At 63.6% G+C, this 18122-nt stretch carries 11 protein-coding genes; 8 read left to right on the top strand and 3 right to left on the bottom strand.

Translation table 11 applies throughout. The features are described from left to right. The first annotated feature begins 111 nt into the window (after positions 1–111). Positions 112–933, top strand: coding sequence for a hypothetical protein (locus tag ACFFP0_RS19685; RefSeq protein ID WP_377263902.1), 822 nt, complete (start codon positions 112–114; stop codon positions 931–933). Here the strand turns inward: ACFFP0_RS19685 and ggt are convergent, their stop codons facing one another. Then, entirely contained in the window at positions 934–2691 is a 1758-nt protein-coding gene (gene ggt / locus ACFFP0_RS19680; protein ID WP_377263901.1) for a gamma-glutamyltransferase, read from the bottom strand. Positions 2692–2757: 66 nt separating this feature from the next. Further along, positions 2758–4008, bottom strand: a complete 1251-nt coding sequence (locus ACFFP0_RS19675) for a GGDEF domain-containing protein (protein ID WP_377263900.1) — start codon at positions 4006–4008, stop codon at positions 2758–2760. A 345-nt stretch (positions 4009–4353) separates the two neighbouring features. Here ACFFP0_RS19675 and clpP point away from each other — a divergent pair, with 345 nt between their 5' ends. The 7 genes from clpP to ACFFP0_RS19640 all read left to right on the top strand — a co-directional run bounded on the left by clpP (position 4354) and on the right by ACFFP0_RS19640 (position 17133). Further along, a complete protein-coding gene (gene clpP, locus ACFFP0_RS19670; protein ID WP_377263899.1) occupies positions 4354–4986 on the top strand; it encodes an ATP-dependent Clp endopeptidase proteolytic subunit ClpP in 633 nt (210 codons plus the stop codon). Positions 4987–5260: 274 nt separating this feature from the next. Next, the gene (gene clpX, locus ACFFP0_RS19665) at positions 5261–6538 is read left to right on the top strand and encodes an ATP-dependent Clp protease ATP-binding subunit ClpX (RefSeq protein WP_377263898.1); all 1278 of its coding nucleotides are present in this window, start codon (positions 5261–5263) and stop codon (positions 6536–6538) included. A gap of 418 nt (positions 6539–6956) precedes the next feature. Further along, positions 6957–9377, top strand: a complete 2421-nt coding sequence (gene lon / locus ACFFP0_RS19660) for an endopeptidase La (RefSeq protein WP_377263897.1) — start codon at positions 6957–6959, stop codon at positions 9375–9377. 211 nt (positions 9378–9588) lie between these two features. Then, entirely contained in the window at positions 9589–9864 is a 276-nt protein-coding gene (hupB, locus tag ACFFP0_RS19655) for a DNA-binding protein HupB (RefSeq protein WP_377263896.1), read from the top strand. Positions 9865–10057: 193 nt separating this feature from the next. Continuing rightward, on the top strand, positions 10058–12253 hold the full coding sequence (locus ACFFP0_RS19650) for an esterase-like activity of phytase family protein (protein ID WP_377263895.1): 2196 nt from the start codon (positions 10058–10060) through the stop codon (positions 12251–12253). A gap of 195 nt (positions 12254–12448) precedes the next feature. Then, entirely contained in the window at positions 12449–13681 is a 1233-nt protein-coding gene (locus ACFFP0_RS19645; RefSeq protein ID WP_377263894.1) for a metallophosphoesterase family protein, read from the top strand. Next, the gene (locus ACFFP0_RS19640; RefSeq protein ID WP_377263893.1) at positions 13681–17133 is read left to right on the top strand and encodes an ATP-binding protein; all 3453 of its coding nucleotides are present in this window, start codon (positions 13681–13683) and stop codon (positions 17131–17133) included. The genes ACFFP0_RS19645 and ACFFP0_RS19640 overlap by 1 nt, the downstream gene beginning before the upstream one ends. Here ACFFP0_RS19640 and ACFFP0_RS19635 read toward each other — a convergent pair. Beyond that, entirely contained in the window at positions 17111–17971 is an 861-nt protein-coding gene (locus tag ACFFP0_RS19635; protein ID WP_377263892.1) for a DUF6030 family protein, read from the bottom strand. The genes ACFFP0_RS19640 and ACFFP0_RS19635 overlap by 23 nt on opposite strands. Positions 17972–18122 lie beyond the last annotated feature (151 nt).

The following is an 18122-nucleotide window of genomic DNA, read 5'->3' as shown; positions in this document are numbered from 1 at the left end:
CTGCGAAGAGCTAGCGGATTTCGATCGGCCGCGAAAGTCCGGCTGTCTTGACGCAATTTAAAATTGCGCTCATGTTCCCTGCTCGCGGGCGTTCCATGGACGGGGGAGCCGATGAAATTATCGTCGCGCGAATACAAGCTCACATTGCATGAAGACAGGTTTGCCGGCAGCGAGGCGGCATGTCTGCCTCATGTCGCGGCCTTCTGGAAGGATACCGCGCAGCGGCTGGCGGGCATCTCGATCGAGGCGACGCGCAAGCTCGACCATGCCGAGCCGGAGAAACAGCGCGACATCGTCTTTCTCGATACGCGGGACAAGGCCCTCTATCGTCAGGCCGACCTTGTCTTTCGAATGCGCCGGAAGGTTCGTTCGAAGGAGGAGTGGGAGACGACGCTGAAGTTCCGCCACGGCGACCGGTTGCTCGCGGCGGCGCAGACCTTCCGTTCCGCAAAGGGCGAGAAGGAGAAATTCGAGGAGGACGTGAAAGTGGTCCCGCCGGCCGACACGCCGCGGTTCTGGGCTCTGTTCAGCCGGTCGTCGAAGGGCATGACGGACGGAGCAGGGCCTTCGACCGTGGGCGATTGCCTGGAGCTCTACGAGAATTTCGGCAAGATGTTCCTGCCTTCCCGCTCGGCCGGGGTCCTGGAAGTGGGGAAGCTGAGGATACGCGAGCACGTTTTCGAGGGAGGAAGGCTCGACCTCGGAGAGGGTGTCGAAGCGGAATGCGCCCTGATCCTCTGGTGGAAGAGGGAGAGGCTGGAAAATCCGATCGCCGCGGAATTCAGCTTCCGCTTCGAACTGGAGAACGGCGAGGCGGAAGCCGGAGCCGCGCGCAAAGCTTGGGCCGCCATGGTCGAGCTCTGCAGCTCGCCCTGGGTCGATCCGCAGGGCCAGACCAAGACGGCGCTCGTCTACGGTTCCGCCGAAGTCTGACTACTCCCCGGCCGCCACGCCTTCGCGGCGCGGATCGGCGCTGCCGGCAAGCCCGTCGGCGGTGATCTCGATGGCATGCAGGCCGGAGTTCATTTCGCCTGCCTTCACCTCGTATCCCAGTGCCTTCAGGGGCTCGGAGAACCTTTCGGCTTCGGTGCCGGCCTCGATCTCATAGGTGCCGAAGCGGTTGATGAAATGCGGCTGGGCGACGATCGCTTCGACCGGCATGTTCCAGTCGATATAGGCGATCAGCGCCTGCGCCACGTAACCGATGATCTGGCTGCCGCCGGGAGAGCCGATGGCGAGCAGCGGCTTGCCGTCCTTCATGACGATCGTCGGCGACATGGAGGAGCGCGGCCGTTTTCCCGGCTCCACCCGGTTGGCGACGGGCAGGCCGCCGTCATGGGTCTTGAAGGAGAAATCGGTGAGCTCGTTGTTCAGCAGAAAGCCGTTCGTCATCAGCCGCGAGCCGAAGCCGCTTTCGATCGTCGTGGTCATGGAGACGACGTTGCCCTCCCTGTCGACGATGACGAAATGGCTGGTGGAGGGCAGTTCGAGCGCCGCATCCCGGCCGAAAAGCAGGGCGTGGTCCCATTCCGGTTCGCCCGCTTTCACCTGGTCGGCGGCCAGCGCCTTGCCGCCGTCGAGCAGGGCGGCGCGCTTGCCGAGATAGTCCTTGCCGAGGAGGCCCTTGATCGGCAGGGCCACGAAATCCGTGTCGGCCAGATAGCGCTCGCGGTCGGCAAAGGCGAGACGCTGAGCGTCGCCGATGATCCGCCAGCTTTCGACGTTCCCGGGGCCGAGCCCCTTGATGTCGAAATTCTCGATCATCCCGAGCATCTGGCCGATGGCGACCGCACCGGAGGAAGGCGGGCCGATGCCGCAGACATCGAGCGCCCGGTATCCGAAGCACACCGGCTCGCGTTCCTTGACGCGGTAGTTGGCGAGATCGGCCAGCGAGAGCACGCCGGGATTGCCCGCGGCTTCGCGCACGGTCCTCACGATCGCCTCTGCGATCGGCCCCTTGTAGAAGGCGTCGGCACCGCCCGCGGCGATTGCCTTCAGCGTTTCCGCATAGGCGGGATTCCGGAGGATGGCGCCGGCTTTCAGGGCCGCGCCCGAGGCGTCGTAAAAGTAGCCGCGCGGGCCGTCGTATTTCTTCAGCCGGTCGCCTTCGGCCGCGATCAGCGATGCGAGGCGAGGGGAGACGGGAAACCCGTCCGCCGCAAGCTTTGCGGCGGGTTCGAGGAGGCTTGCCCATTCGGCCTTGCCAAACCGTTTGTGGACATCGTCCAGCAGCCGCACCGTGCCCGGCGTACCGACCGAGCGTCCGCCGACGACCGCGTCCATGAACTTGAGCGGCTGACCCTGCGCATCGAGGAAAAGCTTTGGCGTCGCGTCCATCGGCGCCGTCTCGCGGCCGTCGAAAGTGGTCAGCTTGCCGGAGGCGGCATCATAATAGACGAGGAAGGAGCCGCCTCCGAGGCCGGAACTCTGGGGCTCCACGAGACCGAGCATCGCCTGCACGGCGACGAGAGCATCGATCGCATTGCCGCCCCTGGCGATCGCGTCGCGGCCGGCTTCTGCCGCCAGCGGATTGGCGGCGGCCACCATGAAACTCTTCGTCTCGACGCGCCTGGCGGTCGCAAAGCCGGTGGCGCGTTCCGGCGCGACGGTATCGGAGGCCTGCTGCGCCGACGGCGCTCCGGCCGAAAGCATCAGGGAGAATGCCATTCCCGTGAAGAATTTCATCCGCATGCCGCACTCCCTCCGCCGCTTTACCCGAAGGATCAATGTGGGCTTCCGGCGCGGAAGGGCAAGACCTCAGCGTTTGCCGAGCGTGGCGAGCCGTTTAAGGGCTGCGACCTGCCGGTTGGCGCGCAGGTCTGCCGGCGCCTCGTCCTCGCCCTGCCGGTCGACGGCAGGGACGATGGAGGCTTCGACGCCGGTATCGATCGCCGTGCGGTCGCGGCCGCTCTCCTTGGCGCTGTAGAGCGCCTTGTCGGCAGCGCTGAGCAGGAGGTCGAGATTGGCGTCCTGCGCGACCGCGAGAGCGATGCCGGCGCTGACGGTGACCTTGATCCGGTGTTCGCCGGTGACGATGATCTGGCGCTTGAGCGTGAGGCGGATCGCCTCGGCGATGCTTGCGGCCTCGACCATGTCGGCGACGCGCAGGATGGATGCGAATTCCTCGCCGCCCATGCGGCCGAAGAACCCGCGGCCGCGCAGCGAGGTCTGGCCCACCTGCGAGAAGGCGATGAGAACCGCGTCGCCGGCCTGGTGGCCGCAGCGGTCGTTGATCTGCTTGAAACTGTCGAGGTCGAAATGGAGCAGCGCGATCAGCGGTTTTTCCGCCTTTTCGAGCTCGCGAAGGCCGTGGAATTCGTCGATCAGGCCGCGCCGGTTGAGCACGCCCGTCAGCGGATCGGTCACCGCGAGCGCCTTCAGCTTCTCCTCGGACCTTTCCGTGAGCAGTTTCGCGCCGCTCATGATGCCCGCGACGAAGCAGAAGGCGGCGGGAAAGAAGAGCAGGGCGGCATTCGGCGCGGTGGCGAAGGAGGTCGGCTGGTTCACGGTGGCCAGGATGGCGCTGGCGCCGTTGGCGATGAACTGGACGCTGATGAAGCCGGCCATGAACCGGCGCGTGACGCGTGACGGCCCGTTGTCCCTGACGAGGATGCCGATCATGATGGCGTAACCGGCCATGGCCGCGCAGTTGTAGAGCACCACCCGGTTCGCGAAGCTCTCCCGCACCGGGTCGAGGAACATGCCGGCGATCCAGATCAGCGCGGGAATGGCGACGAAGCCCTGGACGGGCTTGCGGTCGAACTGCAGCAGGCCGGCGATCCACAGGCCAACGGCGACGAACACGGTCGTGTTGGCGATCTGGATGGAGACGAAGTCGGGAATGCTTCCGCGCAATGCGAGCAGCGCCACGCCCATGCCGTGCAGCGCGAAGCCGCTGCCCCAGCTCAGATAGAAGTCTTCCCGCTCGTAAAACCAGCGCGACCACAGGAGGACGGCAAGCGTGGTCGCTTCCGCCGCCCAGATCATGAGGCCCGTCACAATGTCCACTCGAAACTCCCGCGCCCGACCTCGGGCCGGGTCAGCATGGCGGAGAGTCTTTAAAACGAGGTTGCCAGGATGAACGGAAACCGGCGCCCGATCCGGAAGCGTCTTCACGTCTGCTTTACCCTGATCCCACAAAAAACTGTGCGATTTGACCAAATCGGGTCACGGGCGGCTGCGATGTTCGGGAAAATCTCAATAGCGGTCAGCCTCGCGCATCGTTAGGGGATTAAGGATATCAGGTGCTCCGTCTTGAAGTACCGGGCGTTGACACTCTATGTAGGGATGACCCATTCGATTTGATTCCGGAGCGCCTGGCTGCCTTCGGCAAGTGCTTGACAAAGGACGGACATGAGAAATCCAGTTGATACCGCAATGGCCCTGGTGCCGATGGTCGTGGAACAGACCAATCGCGGTGAGCGCTCCTACGACATCTATTCGCGCCTCCTGAAGGAGCGCATCATCTTCCTGACGGGCCCGGTGGAAGACCATATGGCCTCGCTCGTCTGCGCCCAGCTTCTCTTCCTCGAGGCGGAAAATCCGAAGAAGGAAGTGGCGCTCTACATCAATTCGCCGGGCGGCGTGGTGACCGCCGGCATGGCGATCTACGATACGATGCAGTTCATCAAGCCTGCCGTATCGACGCTGTGCATCGGCCAGGCCGCCTCGATGGGCTCGCTTCTGCTGGCCGCCGGCGAGAAGGGCATGCGCTTCGCAACCCCGAATTCCCGCATCATGGTGCACCAGCCCTCCGGCGGGTTCCAGGGGCAGGCATCCGATATCGAGCGTCATGCCCGTGACATATTGAAGATGAAAAGACGTCTGAACGAGGTCTACGTGAAGCACACCGGCCGCACGTACGAGGAAGTTGAAAAGACGCTCGACCGGGACCACTTCATGGATGCGGACGAAGCTCAGGAGTGGGGCGTCATCGACAAGATCCTGACTTCGCGCCAGGAGATCGAGGGCGGCTCGGCGGATTGATGCGATGGCGTGAACCCGTGCGCCTCACCCCGTTGTGAGTAAAAAAGGGTTTCAAGTCGCACGGAAAGCGCTATTAGTACCTATTAATGCTGTGTTGAACTTTTATGACATAGCATGCGTTTCTTGAGGGTTTCGTTGCCACCGATCTGCATGAAGTGCCCGGATCGGTAGAGTACCCTGAGGGCAGGCAGGCACGAAGGGCCCGTGTCTGCGGGCTGTGGAATGGACCCGCGACCGTGTTGGCGTGAGCGCGGAGTGCTGGAAGGAAAGTGATATGAGCAAAGTCAGCGGCAGCAACGGCGGCGACTCGAAGAATACTCTGTATTGCTCTTTTTGCGGAAAGAGCCAGCACGAAGTCCGGAAGCTGATCGCCGGGCCGACCGTATTCATCTGCGATGAGTGCGTCGAGCTGTGCATGGACATCATCCGCGAAGAGAACAAGACCTCGATGGTCAAGTCCCGTGACGGCGTTCCGACGCCGCAGGACATCATCAAGGTTCTCGACGAATACGTCATCGGCCAGAAGCAGGCCAAGCGCATCCTCTCGGTGGCGGTGCACAACCACTACAAGCGCTTGGCGCATGCCTCCAAGGGCGGCGACGTGGAGCTTGCGAAGTCGAACATCATGCTGGTCGGCCCGACCGGCTGCGGCAAGACCTATCTTGCCCAGACGCTCGCCCGCATCATCGACGTTCCCTTCACCATGGCGGACGCCACGACGCTGACGGAGGCCGGCTACGTCGGCGAGGACGTCGAAAACATCATCCTGAAGCTGCTGCAGGCTGCCGACTACAATGTCGAGCGAGCCCAGCGCGGCATCGTCTACATCGACGAAGTGGACAAGATCTCCCGCAAGTCCGACAACCCGTCGATCACCCGCGACGTGTCGGGCGAGGGCGTGCAGCAGGCTCTGCTGAAGATCATGGAAGGCACGGTCGCCTCGGTGCCCCCGCAGGGCGGCCGCAAGCATCCGCAGCAGGAATTCCTGCAGGTCGACACGACGAACATCCTGTTCATCTGCGGCGGCGCTTTCGCAGGCCTCGACAAGATCATCTCCGCCCGTGGCGAAAAGACCTCGATCGGTTTTGCCGCGACGGTCCGCGCCCAGGACGAGCGCCGCGTCGGCGAAGTGCTGCGCGAGCTGGAGCCGGAAGACCTGGTCAAGTTCGGCCTTATCCCGGAATTCATCGGCCGCCTGCCGGTTCTGGCGACCCTTGAGGACCTCGACGAGGATGCGCTGATCCAGATCCTGTCCGAGCCGAAGAACGCTCTGGTCAAGCAGTACCAGCGGCTCTTCGAGATGGAGGACGTGGAACTGACCTTCCACGAGGACGCCCTGCGCGAGATCGCCAAGAAGGCGATCGTCCGCAAGACCGGTGCCCGCGGCCTGCGCTCGATCATGGAAAAGATCCTGCTCGACACGATGTTCGAGCTGCCGGCGCTCGAAGGCGTGCGCGAAGTGGTCATTTCCGAGGACGTGGTTCGCGGCACGGCGCGCCCGCTCTACATCTATGCCGACCGGCAGGAGGAAAAGGCAAACGTCTCGGCCTGATCCGGACCGTTTCCCATCTCGCATTGGAGAGGCCCCGGCGGGGCCTCTTTTTCGTCTCGGCCTGCTTATTGCCTTTTTGGATTATTCCACCATTTTTGCATCGCGAAGAGTTGCACCCGGCGCGTCTTGCATTAGAACCGACGCAGGAAGATCATTATCGTTCCGGCCGCTTTGCCTGCTCGTGATTGCAGTCTATGCTGCCGGTAGCACGTCCGGTATCCTTGGCGTCCTGTGTTGAGCGTTTGGAATGCGTGCGTTGTAACACCGCTGTCACAATCATGCTCGGCGGCGGCCTTGCAAGGCTTGAAATCAATTTTCAGAAACGCCACCTTGGGCGAGAGTGAAGTGCCTGGGTGATTTGCCACTAGGTCGACCTGGGCGACGTATCCCGGAAACGGGACGATGGAAAGGAAATGAAATGACGAATTCAACGTCTGCGGCATCTGGCGGCGAAACCTACCCGGTGCTGCCGCTGCGCGACATTGTGGTCTTTCCGCATATGATCGTGCCTCTGTTCGTCGGACGGGAGAAATCCATTCGTGCGCTCGAAGAAGTCATGGGTTCCGACAAGCAGATCATGCTCGTCACCCAGATCAACGCCGGCGACGATGATCCCGCACCCTCGGCAATCTACAAGGTTGGCACGGTTGCGAACGTGCTGCAGCTCCTGAAGCTTCCCGACGGCACCGTGAAGGTGCTGGTCGAAGGCCGTGCGCGTGCCAAGATCGACAGCTATACGGACCGCGAGGAATTCTACGAAGCCAAGGCGAATGTTCTCGGCGAACCCGAGGAGGACGCGGTCGAGGTCGAAGCCCTGTCCCGCTCGGTGGTTTCCGAATTCGAGAACTACGTGAAGCTGAACAAGAAGATCTCGCCGGAAGTCGTGGGAGCCGCAAGCCAGATCGAGGACTACTCGAAGCTGGCCGATACGGTCGCCTCGCACCTGTCGATCAAGATCACCGAGAAGCAGGAAATGCTGGAGACCGTCAGCGTCAAGCTGCGGCTCGAAAAGGCACTCGGCTTCATGGAAGGCGAAATCTCGGTTCTGCAGGTCGAGAAGCGAATACGCTCGCGCGTCAAGCGCCAGATGGAGAAGACCCAGCGCGAGTATTACCTCAACGAGCAGATGAAGGCGATCCAGAAGGAGCTCGGCGACGGCGAGGAAGGCCGCGACGAGATGGCCGAGCTGGAGGACCGCATCTCCAAGACGAAGCTCTCCAAGGAGGCCCGCGAAAAGGCGGACGCCGAGCTGAAGAAGCTGCGCCAGATGAGCCCGATGTCGGCGGAAGCGACCGTCGTGCGCAACTATCTCGACTGGCTGCTCGGCATTCCGTGGGGCAAGAAGTCGAAGATCAAGGCCGATCTCAACAATGCCGAGAAGATCCTCGAACAGGATCACTTCGGCCTCGACAAGGTCAAGGAGCGGATCATCGAGTATCTCGCGGTCCAGGCCCGCGCCACGAAGATCAAGGGCCCGATCCTGTGCCTCGTCGGTCCTCCGGGTGTCGGCAAGACCTCGCTCGCCCAGTCGATCGCCAAGGCGACCGGTCGTGAATATGTCCGCATGGCGCTCGGCGGCGTTCGTGACGAAGCCGAAATCCGCGGTCACCGCCGCACCTATATCGGCTCGATGCCCGGCAAGGTCATCCAGTCGATGAAGAAGGCGAAGAAGTCCAACCCGCTCTTCCTGCTCGACGAGATCGACAAGATGGGCATGGATTTCCGTGGCGATCCGTCCTCGGCCCTGCTGGAAGTACTGGACCCGGCGCAGAACTCGACGTTCATGGACCACTATCTGGAAGTCGAATACGACCTTTCGGACGTGATGTTCATCACCACGGCGAACACGCTGAACATTCCCGCGCCGCTGATGGACCGCATGGAGATCATCCGCATCGCCGGCTATACGGAAGACGAAAAGCGCGAGATCGCCAAGCGTCACCTTCTGCCGAAGGCGATCAAGGAACATGCGCTGCAGCCGAACGAGTTCTCCGTCGGTGATGACGCCCTGATGGCGATCATCCAGCAGTACACCCGCGAGGCAGGCGTCCGTAACTTCGAGCGCGAACTGATGAAGCTCGCCCGCAAGGCGGTCACCGAGATCATCAAGGGCAAGACGAAGTCAGTCGAGGTCACCGCCGCCAATGTCCACGACTATCTCGGCGTTCCGCGCTTCCGCCACGGCGAAGCCGAGCGTGAGGATCAGGTCGGTGTCGTCACCGGTCTCGCCTGGACGGAAGTCGGCGGCGAGCTTCTGACGATCGAAGGCGTCATGATGCCCGGCAAGGGCCGCATGACGGTAACCGGCAACCTGAAGGAAGTGATGAAGGAATCCATCTCCGCGGCGGCGTCCTATGTCCGTTCGCGCGCGGTCGATTTCGGCATCGAGCCTCCGCGCTTCGACAAGTCGGACATCCACGTCCACGTTCCCGAAGGGGCGACCCCGAAGGACGGTCCGTCGGCCGGTGTCGCCATGGCGACCGCGATCGTCTCGGTCATGACCGGCATTCCGGTCTCCAAGGATATCGCGATGACCGGCGAGATCACGCTGCGTGGCCGCGTGCTGCCGATCGGCGGTCTGAAGGAGAAGCTGCTGGCGGCCCTGCGCGGCGGCATCAAGAAGGTTCTGATCCCGGAAGAAAACGCCAAGGACCTGGCGGAGATTCCGGACAACGTGAAGAACAACATGGAGATCGTTCCGGTCTCGCGCATGGGTGAAGTCATCAGGCATGCGCTTGTCCGCCAGCCGGAACCGATCGAATGGGACGGCACGGTAGAGACGCCGGTGATCGCCACCGTCGAAGGTGTGGACGACGTCGGAGCCGCCGTCGCACACTGATTGACGGCTTGACGGGCCGCTGGTCCGGCCATGTCAAATTGAATATCCACCGAAAAAGCCGGCCAAAAGCCGGCTTTTTTTGTGAAAACCGCCGTATACCCCTTGTTTTTCAGGCGATTGCGGAGCTTTTGGGTTGCCAAGGCGTGACGCCAAACTATTGTCTGCGCCGAAATACATGAGTCGTTCCAAAACCGCTGAAAGGGGTGGAAACATGAACAAGAACGAATTGGTATCTGCAGTGGCCGAAAAAGCCGGTCTCTCCAAGGCTGATGCCGCATCTGCTGTTGATGCCGTTTTTGAGAGCGTACAGGCTGAGCTGAAGAAGGGCGGCGACGTTCGTCTCGCCGGCTTCGGCAGCTTCTCCGTTTCCCGTCGTGAAGCATCCAAGGGCCGCAACCCGTCGACCGGCGCCGAAGTCGACATTCCGGCACGCAACGTGCCGAAGTTCTCGGCCGGCAAGGGCCTGAAGGACGCAGTCAACGGCTGAGGCATCGCCCGTCGTAACCTGTAGCAGTCTCAATAACGGAAAGGCCTGGGTTTCCCGGGCCTTTTTTTGCATCCGGCGGTGGGTGCGATCCGCATGGTGAATGCCGCCGCATTCAACGGAAAATTGTCATCTGCCTGTCATGGACGTGGCCCACAAGCCATCTGTTCGTTTCAAGGACAGGAGGGGCTTTCCCATGACGTTTTCACTTCGCGCCGCCATGACTGCGGCGCTTCTGGCATCGGTTGCCGTACCGGCCAGTGCAGAGCAGGTTTTCAACCGCATCGCATCCTTCCCGGTTGCAAGCAATCTTCCCGCGGACAAGGACAAGAAGACGACCACGTCGGCCGAGATCGTCACGGCCAGCGAAGACGGCAATACGCTCATCTATTCCGACAGCCCGCTCGGGGCGATCGGCTTCATCGACATCACCGACCCCAAGGCGCCCAAGGCTCTCGGTGCGCTGACCTTCAAGGGTGAGCCGACTTCGGTCGCCGCTGCCGGCAAGAAGGTCCTCGCCGCCGTCAACACGAGCGAGAGCAAGGCCAAGCCCTCGGGCATGCTCGCCGTTGTCGACATCGCCTCGAAGAAGGTCGATCTCACCTGCGATCTCGGCGGTCAGCCCGACTCGGTCGCCGTTTCCAAGGACAGGACCTTTGCCGCGATCGCCATCGAGAACGAGCGCGACGAAGAGGTCAATGACGGCGCCATCCCGCAGATGCCGGCCGGCGACCTCGTCATCCTGTCGCTGAAGGACGGCGTCGCCGATTGCGCCTCGATCAAGCATGTCGCATTGACCGGCCTTGCGGAAATCGCGCCGGAAGATCCGGAGCCGGAATTCGTATCCATCAACGATGCCGGCGAGATCGCCGTCACGCTGCAGGAAAACAATCATATCGCCATCATCGACAGCAAGACGGCCAAGGTCGTGGCGCATTTCTCCGCCGGCAAGGCCGATCTGGAGGGAATCGACAACAAGACCGACGGCCAGCTTTCCTTCACCGGCAAGGCCGAAGGCGTGCTTCGCGAGCCCGACTCGGTCAAGTGGCTCGACAACAACCGTCTCGTCGTCGCCAATGAAGGCGACTGGAAGGGCGGTTCGCGCGGCTTCACCGTTTTCGACCGCACCGGCAAGGTCGTCTACGAGTCCGGCGCCTCCCTCGAACGCGAAGTCGCCCGTATCGGCCATTTCCCCGAACATCGCGCCAAGTCGAAGGGCATCGAGCCGGAGGGCCTGGAAGCGGCGACGTTCAACGGCCAGAAATACTTCTTCGTGCTTTCCGAGCGCGCCTCCGTCGCCGCGGTTTACAAGGACACCGGCGCCGAGCCGCAGCTCGTGCAGATCCTCCCGTCGGGCATATCTCCGGAAGGCGCTGTCGCCATTCCGGGCCGCAACCTGTTGGCGACCGCCAACGAAGCCGATCTCGGCGAGGACGGCCTCGCCCGTTCGCATGTGATGATCTATGCGCTTGGTGACGGCCCGGCAGCCTATCCGACGCTGGTCTCCAAGGATGTCGACGGCAAGGTCGTCGGCTGGGGCGCGCTGTCCGGCCTCGTCGGCGATGCCGAGAAGGACGGCATTGTCTACGCCGTCAGCGACTCCGTCTACGGCATGCAGCCGTCGATCTTCACCATCGACACGACAAAGAAGCCGGCCGAGATTGTCAACGTCGTCCGCGTGACCCGCAACGGCCAGCCGGCTCAGAAACTCGATATCGAGGGCATCGCGCTCGATGGCAAGGGTGGTTTCTGGCTCGCTTCCGAAGGCGATTCCGCCAAGCTCGTCGGCCATGGCCTCTACAACGTCAACGCCAAGGGCGAGATCAAGGCCGAGATCGGCCTGCCGGCGGACCTGCTCTCGGGCGAAACCCGCTTCGGCTTCGAGGGCGTGACGACTGTCGGCTCCGGTGACGACCTGACGCTCTGGATGGCCGTCCAGCGCGAATGGAAGGACGATCCGAAGGGCACGGTGAAGCTCGTCTCCTACAAGCCGAAGGGCAAGGAATGGGGCGCGGTCCGTTATCCGATCGAGAAGGCTGAAGCCGGCTGGGTCGGCCTGTCGGAAATCACCGCCCGTGGCGACTATGTCTACCTGATCGAGCGTGACAACCAGATCGGCGACAAGGCCAGGCTGAAGAAGCTCTATCGCGTCGCGGTCGCCGACCTGAAGCCCGCCAAGATCGGCGGCGAACTGCCGGTCGTGAAGAAGGAAGAGGTCCACGATTTCATTCCGGACCTGAAGTCGGCCACCAACGGCTATGTCGTCGACAAGCTGGAAGGCTTCACCTTCGACAAGTCGGGCAAGGCCTTCGCCGTCACCGACAACGACGGCGTCGACGACTCCTCCGGCGAGACCCTGTTCTTCGCGGTGGATATCAAGGGCACCAACTGAGGCTCATCGCAGCCGAAACGAAGAGGCCGGGCTTAGCCCGGCCTTTTTTGCTTTTTGCTTTGGAGAGCCTGACATAGGCCTCCTCATGCCTCCCGGACGACGGGCTATCCACAGGCCGTGCGCATCGAGCTTCCTTCATGCCTGGCAATTGCCTAAAACACCTGCTCCACATCGGCAATCAGAACAAGCGATTCCATGACCTCCTTCCGTTTCGTTCACGCCGCCGATCTGCATCTCGGCAGTCCTTTCCAGGGGCTGGCGATGAAGGATGCGGCGATGGCGGACCTCTTCATCGAAGCGAGCCGCAAGGCTTTCTCGGCGCTGGTCGACCAGGCGGTCGAACGCAAGGTGGATTTCTTCATCGTCGCCGGCGACGTCTATGACGGCGACTGGAAGGACAACAAGATCGGGCTGTTCTTCAATCGGGAAGTGGCGCGGCTGGAGCGCGCCGGCATTCCCGTCTTCCTGCTGAAGGGCAATCACGACGCCGAAAGCGTCATCACGAAGACCATCACGCTGCCGAAGAATGTCAGCGAGTTTCCGGTCGGCAAGCCCGGCACCTTCCGGCTGGATCACCTGAAGGTGGCACTGCACGGGCAGGGTTTCGCCGAGCGCTCCGCAACGGAAAATCTCGCTCTCGGCTATCCGAAGCCGGAGGCCGGCTGGTTCAATATCGGCGTGCTGCACACGTCGCTGACCGGCCGCGAGCCGCATGCGCCCTACGCGCCGTGCTCGGTCGAGGACCTCAGGTCGCGCGGCTATGATTACTGGGCGCTCGGCCATGTGCATGATTTCGAGATCGTCGCCGAGGACCCGCTGGTGGTGTTTCCGGGCAACCTGCAGGGCCGCTCGATCCGCGAGCAGGGGGCGAAGGGGGCGGTGCTGGTGAGCGTCGAGGATGGCCGCGTGACGCATGAGCGCATCATCGCCGACAGTGCCCGTTTCGCCGAACTGGCTGTTGCCGTGGAGCCGGAGGACGATATCCCGGCCGTTCTCCGACGGGTGGAAGGCGCGCTGGAGACGGTTACGGCAGGCATGGAGGGCCGGCCGCTGGCCCTGCGCATCCGGCTCCACGGCAAGAGCCGTTTCAGCCGCGAGTTCACGGCGCGCGCCGAGGATTTTCGAGACGAGGTGCAGGCCGCCTGCCATCGCTGTCACGAGGATATCTGGCTTGAAAAGCTGGAAGTGCGGGTGGAGCCGGAAACGGCGGGCGGTGGAGCCGCGGCGGATGCGCTCGGCCTGGAGGGACTGATTCCCATGGATGCGTTTCCGCCGGAATTGCTTGCCGATGCCGATGCCAGGATTGCCGAGATCGCCGCGCGCCTGCCGGGAGGAATCGGCGCGGGTGATCTGGCGCTCGGCGACGATGCCGAAGCCCTGCTGGCCGAGGCGCGTGATCTTCTTCTCTCCCGGGCGACGAGGACCTGATGCGTTTCAACCGCCTCGACATTCTCCGTTACGGCGCCTTGACCGACCGGACGCTGGCCTTCAGGCCGGACGCCAGGCTGCATGTGATCTACGGCCCGAACGAGGCAGGCAAGTCTTCGGCGCTTTCGGCGATTTCCGACCTGCTGTTCGGTTTTCCTGCCTCGGCGGAAATGAGCTTCCTGCACGATCCGACGTCGCTGCGGGTCGGGGCGGAGGTCGCGGCGCGCGATGGCCAGACGCTCGCCTTCCGTCGGCGGCGCGGTCGCAAGAACACGCTGCTGGCCGCAAACGAGGGCGAGGAGGCTCTGCCCGAGGATGCGCTGTCGCCATTCCTCGGCACGCTCGGCCGTGAGGTTTTCGAACGCGCCTTCGGTCTCGATTCCCTGTCCCTGCGGGCCGGCGGCGAGACGATGCTCAAAAGCGGCGGCGAGATCGGCAGCCTGTTGTTTTCCGCCGCGTCCGGCCTCACCGGGCTTTCCGGCTTGCGCAGGCAATTGGAGGCGGAGGCCGACGGCATCTATGCGCAGCGCCGCTCGAAGGACCGGCTCTTCTATCAGGTCCTCGACGCCCATGACGAGGCCCGCAAGGCCGAACGGGACAGCGAGCTGAAATCCGGTGACTGGAAGAAGCTCCTCGCCGAGCAGGCGGAGATCGAAGCGGCTCTTGCGTCCGTGCAGGCCGAACGGCAGGAGACCAAGCGTTCGCTCGATCGGCTGCGCAGGCTTCTCGCGCTGGAGCCGCTGCTGCGCGAGATCGACAGGGAGCAGCAGGCCCTGACGCAATATGCAGCGCTTGCGGCGCTGCCGTCCGGTTTCGAGGAGCGTCTTGCGCAGGCACTGGAGGCGGCCCACGGGAATGCCGGGGCGCATCATGCCGCGGCAGAGGAGGTGGCGCGGCTTAAAGGCGAGATCGCGGCCGTGCATGTGGATGAGGCGCTGATCGCGGCGGCTCCCAATATCCTCTCGGTGCATGCGGAAAAGGGCGCTTACCTGAAGGCGCGCGAAGACATCGCTCGCGTGCGCGGAGAGGTCGATGATTTCGACCAGCGTCTTTCACAGGCGGCGCGCCGGCTTGGTTTTCCCGGGCTGAAGGATCTCCAGAAGGCGCAGCCGGCCGATGCCGATCTCGTTCGCCTGCGGAAACTGGTGGAAGAGGGAAGCGAAATCGACCGGGGTTTGAAGCAGGTTCGCCAGCGCCTCGAGGAAGAGCGGGATACGCTGCGGCGGCTGGAGGCCGGCGGCGCGGATGGCCGTCTTGTCGATCCGAAGCCCTGGGCCGAGCAGCTTGCGGCTTTGAGGCCGGATATCAACAGGCTCGCGGAACTGGAGAACCTGCAGGTCAGGGCAGCCCGGGCCGAAGCCAGTTTCGGAGCCGCTGCGGCCCGTCTCGACCCGCCCGTCCGCGATGTCGAAAAGCTTCTGGCCGCTCCCTTGCCCGACCTCGCGACGCTTTCCAATCATCGCCGGCTGATCGAGGAGGCCAGGGCGGAAAACGTGCAGGCGCAACGGAGGCTCGCGACGCTTCGGGACGAGGCCGGGACCGTCGTCGGAGAACTCGCCGTGCTGGAGGAGAGGGGACGGATCGTTTCGCGCGGGGATATCACCGCCGCCCGCACCCGGCGTGACGATCTTCTCGCTGCATTGGGCGCGAAACCCTCTGCCGGCGATCTGGGAGAGCTGGGAGAGGCGATCGGCGAAGCCGACCGACTTGCGGATATGGCACTTGCCGATGCGGAGCGGGTTTCGCGTCATGGGCAACTGGCGCTCCGGCAACGGGAGCTGGAACAGAACATCGCATCCGCGGACGTGGCGGCGAAAGAGGCCGTGATCGCGACTTCCGATGCCGTTACCGAATTCGAGGACCTCTTCCATGCAGCGCCCGTTTCGCCGGCGGCGCCGGAGCGGATGATCGAATGGCGCCGCGCCGTGGATGGGCTGTCTCATCTGGCCGAAGCCTTGAACGAGGCCCGGGACGAGGTGGAAGCGCTGCGGCTGAGCGAGGAGAGCCTGAAGCCCGCGCTTCTGGCGCTTGCCGATGCCATCGGCCTTGCTTCTGCGGCTCTGCCGCCGCTTGCTCTCGCCCGGGCGCTCGATCGCCGGATCGGCGAGATTGCCGAGCGCTGGACAGAAAGCCGCTCCCTGGAGGGCAAGCGCCATGCGGCGGAGGAGGCGCTGGAGCGACTGGAGGAACACGAGACCGGGTTGCGGCGGGATGTGGAGCGCTGGCGCGCCGCTTTCTCCCACGCAGCCGTTCTGGCGGGCCTTTCCGAAGACGCGACGGTCGACATGGCGCTTGCGGCGCTGGATGCCTGGCGTATCGTGCCCGACCTGCTTTCCGAACGGGAAAACCGCGACCGCCGCGTGCGTGGCATGGCGCGGGACATGGAACAGTTTGAAGAGGAGGTCCGGGCACTCTGCGCCGGGGTTGCGCCGGACCTCGCCTCGGTTTCCGCCGATGTTGCCGCCGGATTGCTGAACGAACGGGCCGTTGCCGCAAGGACTGCCGAAAACCAGCGGGCGAGCCTGTCCGCCACGCTTGAGCGCGGCGAACTCGCCTTGGCGCGGCATGCAGCCGAAGCGGAGAAGCTTCGGTCGGAACTGATGGAGCTTGCCGGATCGGCTGCAAGGCCGGTTGCAGACCTCGACGCCATACTCGAGGACCTGCATCAGCGCCGCCGGACCGAGGCGGATCTCCGGCAGTGCCGTGCGCGGTTTGCCGAACAGGCCGATGGTGCGGATGAAGGAGAGGTTCGTGCGGCGATTGCCGATTTCGACCGGGTAGGCACCGGCCTGGAGATCGAAAGGCTGGAAGCCGAGGACAGCCGCCAGATCGACCGGCTCTCGGAACTGCGCACCGCCGAGGCGGACAATCTTCGCCGTCGCCGGGAACTCGAAACCGGCACAGGCGCGGAGCGCGCGGTGTTTCAGAAGCTTGCGGCCGAAGCCGAGGCGAAGGAACTCGCGCGGCGCTGGGTGGTGCTCAAGCTTGCGTCGAGCCTTCTGGCCAATTCGATGGAGGCTTATCGCGAGCGCCAGGCCGACCCTGTGATGAAACGGGCGGGGCAGGTCTTTTCCGATCTTACCGGCGGTCGGTTCTCGCGCCTCGTCCAGCTTTACGACGACCGGGACGAGCTTCAGCTTGCGGTGGAGCGCAATACCGGCGAACAGGTGAAACTCGACGGGCTGAGCGAAGGCACGGGCGACCAGCTCTATCTGGCGCTCAGGCTTGCCTTCCTGGAGGATTATTGCAGCCGCAACGAACCGGCGCCGCTGATCCTCGACGACATTTTCCAGACCTTCGACGATGAGCGCACCGCGGCCGGCATCCGGGCTCTGGCCAGGGCCGGCGAAACATTCCAGACGATCCTCTTCACCCACCAGACGAGCCTGATCGATGCAGCGCGTCGCGAGATCGGCGACCGGCTTGATCTCATCCTTCTGGAAAGAGGCTAGCAGGTCCCGACGGGGTTGGGCCAAGACTCAGGCAGCCGACCGGCATGCGATATGTCGAACGAGCGCCCTTGTCCGGCGGCGGTGAGACAGGTTCGCCGCATGCCATCGTCTGCGGACGGGGCAATATCAGGAGGTTGTATCGCCGCCTGTCCATGATCTCCTGGCTGAAACTCATCCGGTAGTTTTCCACGACCGATGTGAACTCGTCGCGCGCGGAGAGCCTTTCGATGAGATAGGCCGTGGTTTCCGGTGTCATCGGCAGGCCGAAGCGCCCCAGAGCGGCAACCGCCGCGCCGACCACTTCGGGCTCCACCGGAGGATCGGTGAGGCTAAGCTTCATCCGGAACGTGCGCATCGCATCCGGCAGGACGCCTCTCACATGCACGAAGAGCGAGGCGCGTTCTGCCGCTGACCCGTACTCTTCGAAAAAGAGGCATTCCCAGTCGTTGGCGCCAGTGGTGAATGTTGGTTCCGTGCCCTTCTCGCTTTTCAGGAGATTGCAGCTTTCCTCCGCGGAGAACGGGGCGGTTTTGTCGAGGAGCGCAACCCTTTCCAGGCCGGCTGCGAGGAGCCGGGGCGGGAAACGGTCCGATGGCGGCAATTGCCTCAGCCGGCCGACACGCAGGTCCGGCGGCGGGGGCGAGGGGAGGAGATAGCTTTCCAGTCCCAACTGCCGGACGAGACGTTTGTAGTTCCGGCCATTGTTGACGGCGAGCACCGTCGTCGCGAGCAATGTGAGCACGCCCGTGAGAAACAGGCTGAAGACCAGGATTGCGGCGCGCTGCCTTCGGCGCCGGTCGGCTGGTGTCAGGATGTCTGCCTTGTCCTCTTCCGGCATGGTCTCCATTTCCGATCGAGGAATATCCGGCGGTCTGTCTCGCGCATAACACATTCTTGGACGGCCGGGAACCACTCCGGACCGGTTCGCCCGGGCGGGGCGATGCCCCGAAGCCGGAAGGGGAATGGTGCCCGTGTCAGGACCGGATGGA

It is taken from the genome of Neorhizobium puerariae (assembly GCF_042429745.1).
Lineage (GTDB): Bacteria > Pseudomonadota > Alphaproteobacteria > Rhizobiales > Rhizobiaceae > Neorhizobium > Neorhizobium puerariae.
Note: the sequence above shows the minus strand (reverse complement) of the source record. Positions and strands in the feature narration are given on the sequence as shown.